Genomic DNA, 16,419 nt, shown 5'->3' with positions numbered 1-16,419 from the left:
CGGCCGCTGAACAATTCGACGCAAATGTGAAGCCGGGGTTAAACCCCGGCTGGCAAAACCCCCTCCCGCTCCCCCTCGGAGGACGCCCTGGGCGGCTACGATTCTGGCTATGAACACTGCCGCCGCCCCAGAGGCCATGCGCCCCTCGGAACTGGAATCGGGAAGTCCCGTCCCGCACCGGGGCCGGATCCTCGCGTGGGCCTCGTGGGACTGGGGTTCGTCAGCCTTCAACGCCGTCATGACAACATTCGTTTTCACCGTCTACCTGACCTCCAGGGCATTCGGCGGGGAGGACCAGGCCTCGGCAGTCCTGGGCGCCGCGCTGGCCGTCGCCGGCGTGGCCGTTGCCCTCCTGGCCCCGGTCACCGGGCAGCGCTCGGACACGGGCGGCCGGCGGAAGCTGTGGCTGGGGGTCAACACGGCCGCCGTCGTCGTCCTGACCGGGCTCTGCTTCTTTGTCTTCCCGCGGCCGGACTACCTGATCCTGGGCGTCACGCTCATAGCGCTGGGCAACGTCTTCTTCGAGTTTGCCGGGGTCAACTACAACGCCATGCTCACCCAGATCTCCACCCCGCGGAACATCGGCAAAGTGAGCGGCTTCGGCTGGGGCATGGGGTATCTCGGCGGCATCGTCGCGCTGCTGGTTGTGCTCCAGCTTTTTGTCCAGCCCAGCGTGAACTGGTTTGGCGCCTCCACCGCGGACAGCCTGAACATCCGGCTGGTGGCGGTGTTTTCGGCCCTGTGGTTCCTCGTCTTTGCCCTGCCCGTGCTGTTCGCGGTCCCGGAGCTGCCGCGCTCGGACCGGGGCGCCGGACTGGGGTTCCTCGCCTCCTACGGCCTGCTCGTCCGGCGCATCAAGGCGATCTACCGGACCAGCCCGCACACTATCTACTTCCTCCTCGCGAGCGCCATCTTCCGGGACGGGCTGGCAGCTGTCTTCACCTTCGGCGGGGTGATCGCGGCCGGCACCTTTGGCTTCGAGCTCAAGGACGTCATCTTCTTCGCGATCTTCGGAAATGTCGTGGCGGCCGGCGGCGCCATCCTCGGCGGCTTCCTGGATGACAGGATCGGGCCGAAGACTGTGATTATCGCGTCCCTCGCCGGCCTGCTGGTCGCGGGTACCGCGATCCTGGTCCTCGGCAACGGCAGTTACACGTTCTTTGGCATGGCCTGGGCCGGGACCACCACGTTCTGGGTCTTCGGCCTGCTGCTGTGCCTCTTCGTGGGGCCGGCCCAGTCGTCCTCCCGCGCCTACCTCGCCAGGCTCGCCCCGCACGGCGAATCCGGCGAGCTCTTCGGCCTCTACGCCACCACGGGCCGGGCCGTAAGCTTCCTCGCCCCCGCCCTCTTCACGCTGTGCATCGCCGTCGCCGCACCCTTCGTAGCGGAGGGCCAGGCCCAGCGCTGGGGCATCCTCGGCATCATGGTGGTGCTGCTCGTGGGCCTGCTCGTGCTCCTGCCGGTCAAGGCCCCCGACCAGACCGAAATCGCGGTGGTCCCCGAGTCCTGAGGCGGCCGAATCACCGGTTCGCGCACTAGGCTGAGGGTATGAACGTGGATGAGACGGACCTCCCCGGCCTCGGCCGGCGCAAGGACTTCATGACTGCCTCCGGACGCCGGATCGGCGTTGTCGAATACCGCGAGGGCCAGACGGAACTCATCGTCTCGACCTGGGACGATCCTGACACCTGCCAGGCCTCTGTCCCGCTGACTGCGGATGAGGCCGCCGCCCTGGGCAACCTCCTGGGCGGCCAGCGCATCGCCATGCAGCTCTCGGAAGCGCACCGGGAAATCCCGGGTATTGTCACGCGCCAGTTTTCGATCAGCGCTGAGTCACCCTTCCAGAACCAGCCGATGGGGAAGGCGTGCATCCGGACCCGCAGCGGGGTCTCGATCGTGGCCATCATGCGCGAAGGCGAGGTCCTGCCCTCCCCGGGACCCGACGTCGTCCTTCACCCCGGTGACCTCCTCGTTGCGGTGGGCACGCAAGAAGGCCTGGACACGGCGGCCGGCATCCTCCGCAACGGATAAGCCGGATGGATCCGCTCGCGCTGACCCTGATCGAGCTGGGGGCCGTCGTCTTCTGCCTCGGCCTGCTGGCCAGATTGGCCGGGCGGATCGGCATGTCCCCCATCCCGCTCTATCTGGTGGGCGGGCTGTTCTTCGGGGCCGGGGGCCTGGTCAAGCTCGAAGGCATGCACGAGTTCGCGCACCTTTCCGGCGAGATCGGCGTGATTCTCCTGCTGCTTATGCTTGGGCTGGAATATACGGCGTCCGAGCTCGTCACCGGCCTGCGGCGGTCCTGGCAGGCCGGCGTCCTGGACCTGCTGCTCAATTTCCTGCCCGGTGCCGGGCTCGCGGTGATGCTGGGATGGGGCGTCGTGGGGGCCATGGTGATGGGCGGCGTCACCTACATTTCATCCTCCGGGATCGCCGCCAAGGTCATCACGGATCTTGGCCGCATCGGCAACCGGGAAACCCCGGTGGTCCTGTCCATCCTGGTGTTCGAGGACCTCGCCATGGCCGTGTACCTGCCGGTCCTGACCGCCACGCTGGCCGGCGTCAGCATCCTGCTGGGGCTGCAGACGGTGGGGATCTCCCTGGCCGTCGTCAGCCTGGTCCTGGTGGTGGCCCTGCGGCACGGACACCACGTGTCCAAGGCCGTGCACAGCGAAAACTCCGAGGTTTTCCTGCTCAACCTGCTGGGCGCGGCACTTCTGGTCGCGGGGCTCGCGGCCGCCATGCAGGTTTCCGCGGCAGTGGGCGCCTTCATGCTCGGCATCGCGATTTCCGGCGCCACGGCCCACAGCGCCACCCGCGTCCTGGAACCGCTCCGTGATCTCTTCGCGGCCATCTTCTTTGTTGTTTTTGGCCTCAACACCGACCCCCGGTCCATCCCCCCGGTCCTGGGCTGGGCCCTGCTGCTGGCCCTGGTGACGGCAGCCACCAAGGTGGTCACCGGGTACTGGGCGGCCAAGCGGGCCGGGATTGGCATTCCCGGCCGCTACCGCGCGGGCGCGGCCCTGATCGCACGCGGCGAGTTCTCGATTGTCATCGCCGGCCTGGCCGTTGCCTCCGGCGTGGTGCCCGCCGATCTGGCAGCCCTCGCCACCGCCTACGTTCTGATCATGGCGATCGTGGGGCCGCTGGCCGCCCGCTTTGTGGAGCCGCTGGTCCGGCTCCTGCGCCGTCCCGCACGGCGCCCCGCGTTCCGGACCTCGGGCCCGGCGTAACGCTGCCGCCCTGCGACACGGCGCTTGCTGCGTGGCCGGGAGGCTGGCTTGGCTGCCTGGCGCGGCCGTCCGGCCTGGATGGCAGCCGTCCCGCCTAGATGTTGGTGAGGTGGAAATTCAGGTGGCTGCGGCTGGCCGTGGGCCCGCGCTGGCCCTGGTAGCGGTTGCCGTATTCCCCCGAACCGTACGGGTGCTCCGCGGCCGAGGTCAGCCGGAAGAAGCACAGCTGGCCGATCTTCATGCCGGGCCAGAGCTTGATGGGCAGCGTGGCCATGTTGGACAGTTCCAGCGTGACGTGGCCGGAGAATCCGGGATCGATGAAACCCGCCGTCGAGTGCGTCAGCAGGCCGAGCCGGCCGAGCGAAGACTTGCCCTCGAGGCGGGCCGCGATGTCATCCGGCAGCGTCACGGTCTCGTACGTGGAGCCAAGGACGAACTCCCCCGGGTGCAGGATGAACGGCTCGCCGGACTCAACTTCCACCAGGCGGGTCAGCTCGGGCTGCTCCTCGGCCGGGTCAATGTGGGCGTATTTGTGGTTATCGAACAGCCGGAAGAACTTGTCGATCCTGACGTCCACCGAGGACGGCTGGACCATGTCGGGGTCGAAGGGTTCGAGGACAATCCGCTGGGAGTCAATTTCGGTTCGAATGTCGCGGTCAGAGATCAGCACAGGTTCAAAAATACCGCACTCACTACGGTCCGCCTGGCCGGAGGCCTGTATTACACCCTGGGCGCCGGTCGGATAACAGCGCCCAGGGCTCGTGAACCGGCTACGGGGCCGCCGCCGTCACATTGTCCAGCAGCACAGTGATCGGCGCATTGTTAGCACTGCTGGAAAGATACGTGAATAACCCGATGCCGCCCGCCGCCTGCAGAGCCGCCGTCGTGTCAGTCACGGAGCGCTGCCAGCTGACCGGTTCGGCCGTCCCCACTTTCCAGACTTTGGCGCGGATGGTGGTGGTCCCCGTGCCCGTGACCTGCAGGCGCATTGCCAATCGATCGCCGACGGCATAGTTCAGGCCACCGATCGTGAGGCCACTCTGGATCGTGGTTTCGGTGCCGCTGGCCGATGTCCTTATCAATGACAGGTTCACAGCGCCCGTGGATGTCACTTGGGCCTTAGCCCGGTATTCTCCGGATCCCGCAATCCTTCGTCCGACTGCCGAGAAATACAGGCCGGAACCCGAGGCGGGTTTGTCGGTCGCAAGCTCGAGGTAGAGGTCGGTGGCCGAGGAACTGACAGAACCCAGATAGGCGTAGTTGGCGACGCCCGCAGAGGCGATGCGCAGGCGTCCTGTCCCGCTGGCCACGGAGTAATCGCTCGTGCTACCCGTCACGGACCAGGGGCCACCCGTTTCCGCGGTGCCGAGACCATTAGTGACCGCCCGGTTGAATGCGTCTTGGGCAAACGGTGCTGTGCCAGCTGTTGTTGTGACTGTCTGGGTTGCCGCGCCCGTGGCACCGCCGTTGTCAGTGACCGTCAGGGTGACGTTGTAGCTGCTGGGGGTGGCGTAGGGGTGCGACGGCGAAGGGCCGGTGCCGCTGGTGCCGTCGCCGAAGTCCCAGGCATAGCTTGCTATGGTGCCGTCCGGATCTGTGGATGCCGACGCGTCGAATGCACAGGTGAGATTGGAGCAGGACGAGCTGAAGGACGCCGTTGGAGGCACATTGCTCCCCGACGAAGCGACGCTGAAGGCATCCGTGAACGCGCCGTCGGTGGCGACAAATCGGGCGTCCAAGGTGGTGGCGGTGAACTTCATGTCCAGCAGGCCGTGACTGGGGTTCAGGTTGAGGCCGGAATAGGCGGCGAAGTACGGTGCTTCTGGATCGGCGGTATTGACATCGCGCAGGCCCACGCCACCCGTCCCGACGGTTGTAAAGACGGAGCCGGCTCCCTTGGCCAGGGAATTGTCCCCGTCACGCACGCAGGATGGGTTGTAGACGCCAGGCTGGAGCCCCGCGCATCCGGCTGCTACTGAAAGCTGCTTGCTGCGCTGATAGTGATGTTCATGGCCGTTCAGGACGACGTCCACTTTCTTGCTGAGAAGCAGGTTAGTAATGTCGGTGCCTGCAACGCAGTCGTATATGCCGATCGAGATGCAAGGTGTGTGCATGGCCACCACGACCCAGGGTATGGACGCGGACCGGGCTCCGTCGATTGCTGCTGCTGTCCAGTTATAACGAGGGCTGCCGACGGAGTAGTCAGGGGTTCCGCCCGTAAAAGGTATTCCCGGAGTGATAAATACAAAACGTGCCAATGGATTCTGCTGCGGGACATCGACGTAGTATTGCCGGCCGTAGGTCCCCACCGCCCCGGGAAGCTGGTTGGGCAAGCAAGCAGAAAAATCATTAATGTTTCCGTTCTGTCCGTTGCTTTCGTGGTTGCCCGACACCAGCTCGACCGGGAAGCCCGCGCCTGTGCGGGCTGTGACGAAATCGCACCAGGACTGCTCTGCTCCGGTGGCACCGTAGGAAAGGTCACCCAGGGCCAGGTGCAGGTCCGGTTTGAGCTGTCCGACTCGGGAGAGGACACCGGCAGCGGCGGCTGAAGTGGAATAATCGCCCGCCGCTGTGACGCGAAGTTCCCCCGGAACGGCGGGGACGACGGCGGCTTCGGCAGCCTCCGTTCTCCCGGGCAGCAGTTGGGCCATCGCGGGACTCCAGGCCACTGATCCGGCGAAGACAAGGGCAGCGCTCGTAACCGACACCGTGACGAGATGCCAAAACGTGGCGACACGGAGCGTTAATCGCCTCTTCGTTGCGCTCGCGGCACGCTTATCCGTGCGCCGGTTCCGAACAGGGACCCACTTCTTACCCGTCATCGGCTGCGGAGGCCCGCTGTGATGGCCATGGTTGGCATCGGGCGGCTGGGGCGGCGACGGTGCACACTCCGTTGATGAACCGCTGTTTTCAACGCTCATGCTGCCCCCTCATGAATTTGCTTCGAACGGCATCGCTGGTGATGTGCTGGGCCGGCACTTCAGCGATACATTCCGCTCAACCCAGCACACCACTTGTGTGCTGGGTTGAACGGTAAGCTGACCCCCCTTCGGGTCCCCGAGTATGCGGTACTCGACTTTTTCGCCGTTTCGTCGGCCCTACTCGCATTTGTACTTGCCTCTGCCTTGAGCAATGCATGCTCCATCAGGGCGCAACAGATCCGCAGGGTTTGCCTCGGGGCATATCGAACCGACGGTAATGCGAAGAGTCGGCCAACTATTTTTCGGCTGCCTATTACTTTCCAGAGTCCGCTGTTTCGAGCGAACCAGCCGCTTTGGGCTGTCGGTTGACATATGGAACACGAGTCTGCAGCCAGGCCGTCACTGGCAGTTCCACAAACCGATAAATTAGCGTGGTTGCAATCAGTGCCGCCGCGATCGACAGCAGGACAGAAACGACGCCGTTCGTGACTCCCAGCCGAACCAGCACTTCGGGTATTGCTGGCGCAATTAACGGATGAAACAGGTACAGGGAGTAGGACGCGGCTCCCAGAAACGTCGCGAACTTTGGGATCCCTCGTCCAATGAGCGGCTCAAGCCAGGCCACTGCCAAGACGATTGCGCTTACCGCGAGCATTTCGAAGACACGATTGTTCAACGAACCATCTATATCGGGGTGGATCACCATGTATAAAATCCCGAGTACAAGTACCGCAAGGACCGCCGGCGCCAAGCGGCGGCGCGTTCGGGGGTTGAGAGTCAACTTTGCAATGAGCATGCCCACAAGGAAATAGAGAACGATCGGATCAAAGTAGACGGCCCAGGCAGGCCAGTTGGCTCCGCGGAACAGAGATCCGCAAGCAACAAGGACTAGCACGCCCCCAGTCAGGTAGATGACGTTCGCCCTGACGAGCAGCGTAAGGGCAAAGACTGCGTAAAAGAACATCTCGAACACCAAAGTCCAGCCAACACCCAAGAGTGGTTCCACGGCTCCGTCCGCGTTACGGGAGGGCAGGAACAAGTATGAAAGGACAACCTTGCCGGGATCAAGCGCTGAATGAAGAACCGCCGCAGGCAGTACCAACATCGTTAGTAATTTGACCGTGGTGGCCATCCAGTACATCGGAACAATGCGGATTATTCTCCGCATTGAAAAGTACTTCCAGCCGTCCCGAGTACCGGCGAGAGAAGTCGTCGAGGCAACCATGACAAAACCGCTGATCACGAAAAACACCCGGACGCCAACCACGCCGTCATTCCAGACGGGGACCGATGACGACAGTCTTTCGTGAGCATAAAAGGTCGAGTGTGTGACCACTACCAGTAGTGCGGCGATGAAGCGAAGGGCCTGAATACCCTGGTACTTACCGGGTTTGGCCTGCGGCAAGTCCGTCCGCTGGGCGGCCGATTTATGTTGGTCTTTCGGCGAGCCGAGACTTGAAAATCCGATGAGTCGCATTCGTTACCTCTTCGTCCTCACAAACAAACACCAGGAGCGGAAACACGGAATTGCTCCGACCCTAGTGCATCTGCCGGCTCCGTGGGGGTTTGCGTGCGGGATTTTTTTGTCGGTAAATTTCCACAGGTTCTCCCGCCGTGCGCATCCGTGGCAGCCTGCCCTCACGGCCCTTGGGAAGGAAGCCAGGCTGGAAAATAGTTGGCCATTTGGCAGCCGACGTGACTGGGCCCAGAACTATGCACTGTCGACTTTGATCCCGCGGAAGGATATGGGGACTTTTCCCTTATAGGCCTTACAGAGGGTGAAGTAGCCGCCGCGGTGTTCCGCGGTTGTTACCGATACCTTCGCCTCTTCGGCGTCGGGCCGGGAAAACGTTATGCGGGAGCTTTCCACTGAGATCCTCAAACTGATCCATGATCCGGGCACCGGAGGAGCTGTCCTCAACACGCCCAAACTTTCGGAGGCGCCGGACTCGCGCCTGGCGTAAAGCCGAAGCTCGCCTTTGTCATCCAACAAGAGATGGTAACCGGCTGGACCAGGTTCGAGCGGTTGATAAGGGCTGTCGCTGGTGAGGCCGAATGCTAGTCCGGCCTGCACCGAAGAAGGCACCCTCGTGGGCCAGCACATCTGGAATTCGATGGAATATTCATCGCCGGCGATGGGGCACATGGAACCAAGTGAATAGCTTTGGTCCACGTCGTCGGCAAGTGTGACGGTTGCTTCCCGGGGTGAAATAAGGGGCTGGAAGGCCCAACCGAGGGTCGACGGAAGGTCCCCTGCGGCGCGGAGCCCCGTGGCGAAAGTGTCAGCGGTGGCCGCCGGAACGTCGGTCATCACGTAGGGAATGTTGGGACACATCATGCCCCGGACTCCCAGCCCAAGAAGGCTGTCCCTTCTCGAACGTGTATGAACCTCCCAACAGATCGTGGGCCGTCCGAAACCGACGAGCCGCTGTATATCCGCGTCAGCCGCCAGATGATAAATGCCTACGAAGTCATGACGGGCGGCGTACTTTTCAAATTTCTTGTCCGCTCCGTCCACAAAGTAGCCCCAGGTTTTATAGCCGCGGGCCTGTGCGTCTTCGAACGTTTTGACGCCCGCGTCCTGCTTCCAGACGAAATGGCCGGTCGAGTCCGGATAGGTATCCATGAGGTCCAGGAGCACTTTGGTGTTGGTGCCCTGCTTGTCCTCCAGGAAGACAACGTGTGTGGCGGCGCAAGCGTCCAGGACGTCCGACAATTTGGGTATCGGCTGGGGGGCCGCTGACGGCCCCAGCCATTGCCGCGCGTCGACGCGGAACTCTGCGAGTTCCGCGTACGTCATGTTCTCGATGTCCTTGTCGACGCCTGTTAGGCGCGAAAGATTAGCGTCATGATGACAGACCAGGACGCCGTCGGACGTTGAGTGGACCGAGACCTCTATAGCCCGCGCCCCCGCGGCCCTAGAGGAGTCGTAGGCGACTTTCGTGTGTTCGGTCCAGTTGTCTCCGGAGCCCCTGTGGGCGATATAGAACGGTGTCGTTCCGGTAAGGCTGTCCACCGTATGGATCGGCGCTCGCTCGGGCACGGCATCATTCGCTGAACAGGATGCGAGCACCAGGCCGGACGACGATGCGATGAGGAAGGTCCTCCTCGATACATGTTCTGGTGATTGTCTGCCAGTCCTACCCATGGGACCGGACCTTACGGACTGGGTCAGACGGCTGCCGTGCAACGTAGTTGGAACTTGCCGTCAGGGAGTTGAGGAATAGTTGGTGAATTACATTCATAGCCATCCGTCTCGGTCGTCCTTTAATTGGCATCTTGTAGTGACCCAGCAGCACTCGTCTCGCGCTGTTGGTTCTTCTTTGGCAGCATTAGTCCCAGGCCCAGTCCCATCGTGGCGACGGAAGTCAGCAGGGGACTGAAAAAGATATTCCACAGCGTGATGACAGCCAGGAAAAGAGGCAACGCGCTTCCCCGTCCGTGCGTGATTCCAACGACTATGGCGCGAAGCGCCCAAACGGCTATAACCGACGCTAGCGCGAGTGCAGGAATGCCAAACAGTGCCCACAGGTCCCCCACCACGGAGTGGACCTCGAATTGTGACCCGAACATGTATTTTTCTACGTAACCGTTGTTGGGTTCATAGTTGATGGAGGCCATGCCCGTTTTCGCTACGGTGACGTCCGTCGGCGAGGGAATGATACCGAGGCCAAATCCCAGCGGGTTTTGGGCGAACAGTCCCAGCGTTGCGGCCATTTCCGGCCGGCCTCCCAGGATGAGGGATCCTGTCATGTTGATTTGTGTCACGGAGCGGTCTTGTGCAGCAGCGCCGAGGTAACCCTCCACGAGCAGACTTGTAAGGACGTCGTACACTGCCACCGCCATGCACGCGAGCGCGAGCATGGTCTTCATCACTGACCTTCGCCCGCTCTTGCCTCGAGGCACCAGCTGCCAGAGTACGAGAATCATGACCATTCCCAGCATTCCAAACATAGATCGCGAGTCGTTTAGCTGGCACAGGACAGCCAACAACGTCAGTGTGAGGGCCTCCACTAATCCTTGCCGGCGCCTGCCCCAGCGGCCAACGCCATACGCAATGGATAAGCTGATGACAATGACGGGAACGGAGTATCCGAATTTCCAGGCGTTCTCCGCTGCGGCTCCCGACCGCGATACGCCCAAGAGCATACCGAGCCCGTAACTTAACCCGATCAACCATTCGGGCATTACTTGCTTTGCCCATAGGACCGTGCCAACGGTGAGCAGAAGACCCACGAGCAGTGTCACGTTATTTATGGCAGTGCTCGAATCCACCTGGTGATCAGGGGCATTGAGTGCCAACAGCCAGAAACCGGATAGGCAACAGGCTATTCCCAGCACAAAAAGGCTGGCCGCTCCTCGGAACTTTCCGAGAGCCCCCAGCCAAAGGGGCGCGATGACCAGCGCAGCCACATAACCTACGGTGATTGTGTGGCTCAATTGCAGGCGGGCGCCCAGAAGGACCAGGACGATGAACGCCACCCCGACAGTCGCGTGCTGCCACCGTGCGGCGTCAATGCTAGCTAGTGGTCGATCCGGCCGTCGCAACGCACTCTGGCTCACACAAGTTTCCTCAGGGCGTCGCCATCGATGGAGAGGTCATCGGCTTTTCCGCCCAGCTCCCACTCGTGCTCGGGCGCCATGGCATGTTTTGCCGCCGGCAGGGCAGCGTCGCCGTAGCTCTTCGGGATGTCCCGCCCGAGTTTGATCCGGTTCAGGATGACGCCGAGGACCCGACCCTTGACGTTTTCGACCGCGTCCGCGGCCGCCTTCAACTGGCCCCGGCGGGTGGAATTGGCCCGCGCCACGAGAAGCGCCCCGTCGGTCAGCCGGGATAGGGCGAGCGAGTCGGCCACGGGCAAGAGTGGTGCGGAATCAAAAATGACAATGTCAAATTGCTGGACCAGGGCTTCCACCGTGGCCGCCATCATGGCTGAAGTTACAAGCTGGTTCGGATTCGGGGGTACCGCACCGGACGGGAGGACCCGGATGGGACCCCAAGGTTCGATGACGTCCCCTAGTTTGGCCCTGCCGGTAAGAACGGTGGTGAGTCCGAGCGTTCCATCGATGCCGCAGTACTCCGCTATCCGGGGCCGGCGCAAATCCGCATCGACCAGGATTACCCGGTCAGATCGTTCTGCCAGGGCTAACGCCAGGTTGATTGCCGTAGAACTTTTTCCCTCCCCGGCAACTGCTGACGTGACAACCACGGACCGGACACGCGCATCTGGATCAAGAAACTCTAAATTAGCGGCGAGTTTCCGGAACGACTCGGCGGTCACACCGGTCTTTTGCGTCCGGAAGTCGGCCACCTCGGCCCCGCCCTTTCTGCGCAGACCGGGAATGGTCCCCAGGACCGGAATCTCAGTAGCCCGCTGAACGTCCTGCTCTGTTCGTAGCCGCGTGTCGATAACCTGTCGGCCCAGGGCATAAGCCGATGCCACGGCCAGGCCCAGGGCAAAACCGGTTAAAGCCATGAATCGCTTATCAGGGGCAAACGGGTTGTTGGGCGCCTGGGCCTGCTCGACCTGCTGCATCGTGATAGCAGGAGTTCCATTGTCAGCTTTAGGAGACAGTGCCTGCGCAGTGGTTGCTAGCGAAGAGGACACCGCATTTGCAATGCGGGCAGCCTGGGTGGGCGATTCATCGGTCACCGCGATCTCGATCAAGACCGTATTCAGCGGAGTATCCGCGGAAACCGCATCGGCCAACCGCTCCGGCGTGGTTTGCAGATTCAGCTTCGTGATGACCGGATCGAGGACAGACGGCATTTTTGCAAGCTTCGCATACGACTGGATCAAGTTCTGCGTGAACGTTGACCCCTGCACGAGCTCCGTGGTTGTACTCCCGCGCTGAGTCGACACGAACACGCTGCTTGAAGCCTTGTACATTTTTGGTGAGTTGAGCCCCAGGACGAAGCCGATACCCGCACCCAAAAGTGCCAGTGCGGTTATGAACAGCCACCGACGGCGCAGCGTCCCTAGGTATTCGGCAAGCTCCATCCAAGATCCCCCTTACAGCGTTTCGGCCAACCCTACCGCCTGCTGACCGGAATATGGTCCGAAATTATCACCCGTTTTACAGATGACGGGCTACACTGCGGTCATGGGATGGCGGACATGAGGACACAGTCTTGGCATCGATCCTGGTAGTCTGCACCGCTAACGTCTGCCGGTCGCCGTACGCGGAAGCGTTACTGACCGACTACGCAGCGCGAGCCGGCCGGTCCGGCGTTAAGATCCAGAGCGCCGGGACGCATGCGGCGAACGGTCAGAGCCTCTGTCGCGGCGCCTCCGCCCTTTTGCGCAAGGGTGGCGTTGAAAGTGGTGCCTCAAAGGAGCACCGCTCAAGGAAACTGGAACTTGGTCTCGTGCGCCGCGCGGAACTAATTCTAGTCGCATCGCTCGAGCATCGCTCTGAAATTGCTTATCTGGACGCAGCTGCACGACGCCGAACGTTCACCCTCAGGGAAGCCGCTGCCTACCTCGGTGAACTGGCATCTCGGGGGAGGCACGCAGGCGGGGTGCCGGTCGGCGATGCCTCCCTGTTCCAGATCGTGGAAGCGATGAACTGTCTTCGCGGTACCGTCGCTATCCCGGAAGGCTCGCCGATGGCGCTGCCGGCGCTGCTCAGTCGGGGCGGTCCAAGCGCCCAGCGGCGCCTGGATATTGCGGATGGGCACCTTCAGGGCCCACTGCACCATAAAGCGGCCCTGAATCAGGTGCGCCAAGCCGTGGGGAAGATACATCTCGGCCTCAGTGCCTTAGGCGGCTATTGATGAACCTTATGACCAACGCCGAAGAAGGGTGAGACCGTCCCAGGTTCCGCGGACGGCGGCCCATACTGGCCTGACGGGCCGCAGGAACTGCCGGCGTCCGCCGCGAAGCAGGATGCGCCAAGCGGCCGGAATGGCCGAGCCCTTCCATCGCCGTCTGTCATCCGGATTTAGGTGGATCGCTGCGAAGAGCAGCCGGTTGCGGATGTTGTAGTAGTAATAGACGGGCGATTTGGCCCTGGAACCCGGTCCGCTGCCCTGGGTGCCACCTTCATCATGAGTGGCAGTGGCCTCCTCCACCACCTCTAGGGCTCCACCGGCTGCCTCAACGCGGAAGGAGAAGTCCACATCCTCCCAGTACAAGAAGTACCGGTCATCGAAACCGCCTGCGGCTTGCCACATTTCGAGGCTTATCAGTAGGCATGCTCCTGTTAGCCAACGGCGCTCACCGGGCGGCAGCGCAGCGGATGCATGGCGTCTCCCCCTGGTTTCTCCGTCCTCCATACGAACTGTGGCCCCGGTGAACCAGATACTTCCGTCCGACCGGACGATACGGGGAGCCACGACGGCCATCGGGTTGTGTTCGACGGCGTCCCTCAGCAACTGAAGGCTGGACATGCCCAGTGTCGCATCGGGGTTGATCAGCAGGAATGCTCGTGCGCCGGCTTGGGCAGCAGCTTCGACGCCTAGGTTCATCCCGGCCCCGAATCCCAAGTTGGTCTCCGGCGCCACCAAGGTCCAGCCTCGCCGGGCAACGAGGCTCGCAACGGCGTCCCGTTCTGTTCTATTCGTGTAGTTGTCGACCACTACTACAGAAACATCCGGTGTGTGGCCGGCCACGGGCGCAATATTCGTTTCCAACAATTCATGCGAGCCGTAGTTCACGACGATAATCGCCAATTTGCGCTTCGGATTCATTGCCATGTGAGCACCATATAGCTTACTGTCCAGAAAGTACCGTCGTCAGACCCAGACGGCGGCGCGGTGTCTGACAGCGAAAAGCGGAGGTTGCCGCCCAGATTGGACTGGAGTAGAGGACCCTATGCATGCATGCGTCACGTCACCAGCGGTGCTAATGGCCCACCCGAGTTCTGAACTCTACGGCGCCGACCGGGTGATGCTCGAAACAGTAGAGGGACTGGTTGAACAGGGCTCAAGGGTCGTTGTGACGGTACCTCAAACGGGACCGCTTGTGGCAGAACTTGAGGCGCGCGGCGCCACCGTCAGCTTGTGTCCGTCGCCGGTATTGCGCAAAAGCTCAGCCAATCCGCTCGGTTTGCTCAAGCTGGCAGTCGAGGCAGCAAAAGCCTCAATCCACGGGCTGAGGCTCATCCGGAGGACTGGCCCTGACGTGATTTACGTGAGTACTCTGACCATTCCTCTGTGGCTTTTGTTGGCCCGGCTAAACCGGCTCCCCGTCCTGACGCACGTCCATGAAGCGGAGAAGTCGGCCAAGTGGCCAGTCCGCTTGGGGATTGTTGCCCCTTTGATTCTGGCGGATCGAATTATCGCCAACAGTCGATACAGTGCAGAAACCCTCACTGACACTCTTCCGGCACTCGCGAAGAGGGTGCGGGTTGTGTACAACGGAGTGGTCGGCCCGGATGCCGTGACCGCCCCCAGGGAAGCCGTCGTAGGGCCCCTGCGCATGGTCTATGTGGGCCGGCTGTCTCCACGTAAAGGCGTCGACGTTGCCGTCGCCGGGGTGGCCGGGGCTCGCCGGCGCGGGATTGACGTGAGCTTGGAGCTCGTCGGCGCGGTGTACCCAGGCTACGAATGGTACGAGGCGGAACTGCGAAGCCTGGTGACCAGCCTGCGCTTGGAAGGGCACGTCCGTTTTCTTGGTTTTTGCACCGATGTTTGGCCCAACCTGGCGCGCGCTGATGTCGCCATTGTTCCGTCAAGGCTTGACGAGCCCTTTGGAAACACGGCGGTAGAGGCGCTTCTCGCCGCACGGTTGCTGATTGTCAGCGATACGTCGGGCCTTCGGGAGGCTGCAGGAAACTATGCCGTGCCCCTATTCGTACCAGCCGATGACCCCGACGCCATAGCGGATGCCATTGAGCTACTACACCGGGACTGGCCGGACTACCGCCGTCGGGCAATTGAGGACTCCGTGGTAGCCGAAGAGCGGCATCGTCCATCTGCCTATCGAAGCCGCGTTAACCGCGAGATTAAGGAGACTGCCGCATTGAAGAGGTCCAGCAAATACGAGGCAGGACCGGACCGGGAACCGGTACGTTAATCTGCCGCGTGCCGTGATCCGATTTCCTTTGGCGGGGCCTCCCTGACCGATCTGAGAAGCACGCGAGCCGGGCATGTGTCACTGTTCGAAGGAGAGAGACTGAGTGTTTTTGCCTAAACTGAACTCCACCCGTGCCCGGCTCTATGAATCATTAAGGACGGCACACCTCGAACGTGCCCGGCAACTGGAGCCGGCTGTTATCCTCTACCGCCAGAAAAGGTACGACTTTGATGAACAGCTGACGCAGGGACTGCACCTGGTCCATGCCAACCGGCTGAAAGCAGCCTTTCTCCTCGGCCGCTCCCGGGTCCGTCAGCTGGAGATTAATGAACCCCTCATGCTCTCCAGTCTCCCCGCGACGTTCTTGGCTCTTGTTGCAGTCCGCCTGGCGGGGGCGGTACGAGGTCACCGCACCCGGATCGTGACGTATGCGATCGGCAACGCCGATCCCTTTGCAGGACCTGGCGGTCAGGGCTGGAAGTCCCGGACGCGGAAAATGGTGGAACGGCGCCTCGCCCTCTACGTCTGGCGTCATGTGGACCGGGTTGCCTTCGGAACGCTGGCCGCGCAGGAGGTTTACCGCGACGTGCTCCCGCGCCTGCAGGAGGGACAGGAAGAATGTCTAGTTCCCGCCTTGCCGGCCCCGTGCGAGTGCAATCCGAACTATCCGAAGGTCCCAGCACGCGTCGTATACCTTGGTGATCTGTCCCGACGGAAGGGATTCCCGTTGGTACTGGCGGCCTGGTCCCGCGTTGTTCAGCAAGATCCGGGAGCGGCACTTGTCATCCTGGGCAAGGGCGCCATGGTGGCAGAAGCAGAAAGCGCTGGGACCTCAAACAGCAGTGTTGAGGTCCACATCGATCCAAGCCGCGATGAGATCCATCGGGTCTTACGGCAGGCCCAGGTGCTGGTTCTGCCGTCGCAGTCCACAGCTACATGGCGGGAACAGGTCGGGCTTCCGATTGTAGAAGGGCTCGCACACGGCTGTTCCATCGTCACTACCACCGAAACGGGCCTGAGCGACTGGCTTGCCGACAACGGCCATGCGGTGGTGTCGCCGCACGCAACAGCGCAGGAGCTTGCGGATGTCATCTGCAAGGCCATAGCCTCGGGTCCCTTCGGCAACGACGTGACGGCAAGTCTTCCTGACTCTGACGGACGGTTGGCCGCCGACGAGTGGCTGTTCGAGGCCTCACCGGACGTGGCACGGTGACGCTTCGCAGGAATCCCCAGGCTGTAGGCACA

13 protein-coding genes are annotated in these 16,419 nt (G+C 62.2%); 6 read left to right on the top strand and 7 right to left on the bottom strand.

Going from position 1 to position 16,419, the window contains the following annotated elements; genetic code table 11:
• Positions 1 to 109: 109 nt before the first annotated feature.
• From AC1D0A_RS12240 to AC1D0A_RS12230, 3 genes are read left to right on the top strand one after another with little or no spacing between them, the layout of a single operon-like run.
• Positions 110 to 1,510, top strand: coding sequence for an MFS transporter (locus AC1D0A_RS12240; protein WP_476945927.1), 1,401 nt, complete (start codon positions 110 to 112; stop codon positions 1,508 to 1,510).
• Between the two features lie 38 nt (positions 1,511 to 1,548).
• On the top strand, positions 1,549 to 2,031 hold the full coding sequence (locus tag AC1D0A_RS12235) for a cation:proton antiporter regulatory subunit (protein WP_018774037.1): 483 nt from the start codon (positions 1,549 to 1,551) through the stop codon (positions 2,029 to 2,031).
• A 5-nt stretch (positions 2,032 to 2,036) separates the two neighbouring features.
• Positions 2,037 to 3,233, top strand: coding sequence for a cation:proton antiporter (locus AC1D0A_RS12230; protein ID WP_028275381.1), 1,197 nt, complete (start codon positions 2,037 to 2,039; stop codon positions 3,231 to 3,233).
• 94 nt (positions 3,234 to 3,327) lie between these two features.
• Here the strand turns inward: AC1D0A_RS12230 and dcd are convergent, their stop codons facing one another.
• The 6 genes from dcd to AC1D0A_RS12200 form a co-directional block, all read right to left on the bottom strand.
• Positions 3,328 to 3,903 carry a dCTP deaminase gene (gene dcd / locus AC1D0A_RS12225; RefSeq protein WP_476943263.1) on the bottom strand — a complete coding sequence of 192 codons (576 nt, stop codon included), beginning with the start codon at positions 3,901 to 3,903 and terminating at the stop codon, positions 3,328 to 3,330.
• A gap of 100 nt (positions 3,904 to 4,003) precedes the next feature.
• The gene (locus AC1D0A_RS12220; RefSeq protein ID WP_279294219.1) at positions 4,004 to 5,884 is read right to left on the bottom strand and encodes a PKD domain-containing protein; all 1,881 of its coding nucleotides are present in this window, start codon (positions 5,882 to 5,884) and stop codon (positions 4,004 to 4,006) included.
• A 583-nt stretch (positions 5,885 to 6,467) separates the two neighbouring features.
• Entirely contained in the window at positions 6,468 to 7,631 is a 1,164-nt protein-coding gene (locus AC1D0A_RS12215) for an acyltransferase family protein (protein WP_243180563.1), read from the bottom strand.
• Between the two features lie 234 nt (positions 7,632 to 7,865).
• The gene (locus AC1D0A_RS12210) at positions 7,866 to 9,197 is read right to left on the bottom strand and encodes a glycerophosphodiester phosphodiesterase (RefSeq protein ID WP_243180562.1); all 1,332 of its coding nucleotides are present in this window, start codon (positions 9,195 to 9,197) and stop codon (positions 7,866 to 7,868) included.
• 224 nt (positions 9,198 to 9,421) lie between these two features.
• Entirely contained in the window at positions 9,422 to 10,636 is a 1,215-nt protein-coding gene (locus tag AC1D0A_RS12205; protein WP_243180561.1) for a hypothetical protein, read from the bottom strand.
• Positions 10,637 to 10,713: 77 nt separating this feature from the next.
• Entirely contained in the window at positions 10,714 to 12,156 is a 1,443-nt protein-coding gene (locus tag AC1D0A_RS12200) for a tyrosine-protein kinase domain-containing protein (RefSeq protein ID WP_243180560.1), read from the bottom strand.
• 131 nt (positions 12,157 to 12,287) lie between these two features.
• Between AC1D0A_RS12200 and AC1D0A_RS12195 the strand changes: the two genes are divergently transcribed.
• Positions 12,288 to 12,932, top strand: a complete 645-nt coding sequence (locus AC1D0A_RS12195; protein ID WP_243180559.1) for an arsenate reductase/protein-tyrosine-phosphatase family protein — start codon at positions 12,288 to 12,290, stop codon at positions 12,930 to 12,932.
• A 6-nt stretch (positions 12,933 to 12,938) separates the two neighbouring features.
• Here AC1D0A_RS12195 and AC1D0A_RS12190 read toward each other — a convergent pair whose 3' ends face one another.
• On the bottom strand, positions 12,939 to 13,853 hold the full coding sequence (locus AC1D0A_RS12190) for a glycosyltransferase (protein ID WP_243180558.1): 915 nt from the start codon (positions 13,851 to 13,853) through the stop codon (positions 12,939 to 12,941).
• Positions 13,854 to 14,004: 151 nt separating this feature from the next.
• Here AC1D0A_RS12190 and AC1D0A_RS12185 point away from each other — a divergent pair, with 151 nt between their 5' ends.
• A complete protein-coding gene (locus tag AC1D0A_RS12185; protein WP_476945926.1) occupies positions 14,005 to 15,174 on the top strand; it encodes a glycosyltransferase in 1,170 nt (389 codons plus the stop codon).
• Between the two features lie 103 nt (positions 15,175 to 15,277).
• Complete coding sequence (locus tag AC1D0A_RS12180) at positions 15,278 to 16,387, top strand: glycosyltransferase family 4 protein (protein ID WP_476945925.1); 1,110 nt, start codon at positions 15,278 to 15,280, stop codon at positions 16,385 to 16,387.
• Positions 16,388 to 16,419 lie beyond the last annotated feature (32 nt).

The organism is Arthrobacter sp. P1_D4 (assembly GCF_056406115.1).
The sequence above is the reverse complement of the archived record's forward strand: the minus strand, read 5'-3'. Positions and strand labels throughout refer to the sequence as shown.

Excerpts from the sequence above, each read along its gene's own strand:
- AC1D0A_RS12215 (WP_243180563.1), bottom strand. The coding sequence starts at position 7,631 with ATGCGACTCATCGGATTTTCAAGTCTCGGCTCGCCGAAAGACCAACAT.
- AC1D0A_RS12240 (WP_476945927.1), top strand. The coding sequence starts at position 110 with ATGAACACTGCCGCCGCCCCAGAGGCCATGCGCCCCTCGGAACTGGAA.
- AC1D0A_RS12200 (WP_243180560.1), bottom strand. The coding sequence starts at position 12,156 with ATGGAGCTTGCCGAATACCTAGGGACGCTGCGCCGTCGGTGGCTGTTC.
- AC1D0A_RS12190 (WP_243180558.1), bottom strand. The coding sequence starts at position 13,853 with ATGGCAATGAATCCGAAGCGCAAATTGGCGATTATCGTCGTGAACTAC.
- AC1D0A_RS12220 (WP_279294219.1), bottom strand. The coding sequence starts at position 5,884 with ATGGCCCAACTGCTGCCCGGGAGAACGGAGGCTGCCGAAGCCGCCGTC.
- AC1D0A_RS12235 (WP_018774037.1), top strand. The coding sequence starts at position 1,549 with ATGAACGTGGATGAGACGGACCTCCCCGGCCTCGGCCGGCGCAAGGAC.
- AC1D0A_RS12230 (WP_028275381.1), top strand. The coding sequence starts at position 2,037 with ATGGATCCGCTCGCGCTGACCCTGATCGAGCTGGGGGCCGTCGTCTTC.
- AC1D0A_RS12185 (WP_476945926.1), top strand. The coding sequence starts at position 14,005 with ATGGCCCACCCGAGTTCTGAACTCTACGGCGCCGACCGGGTGATGCTC.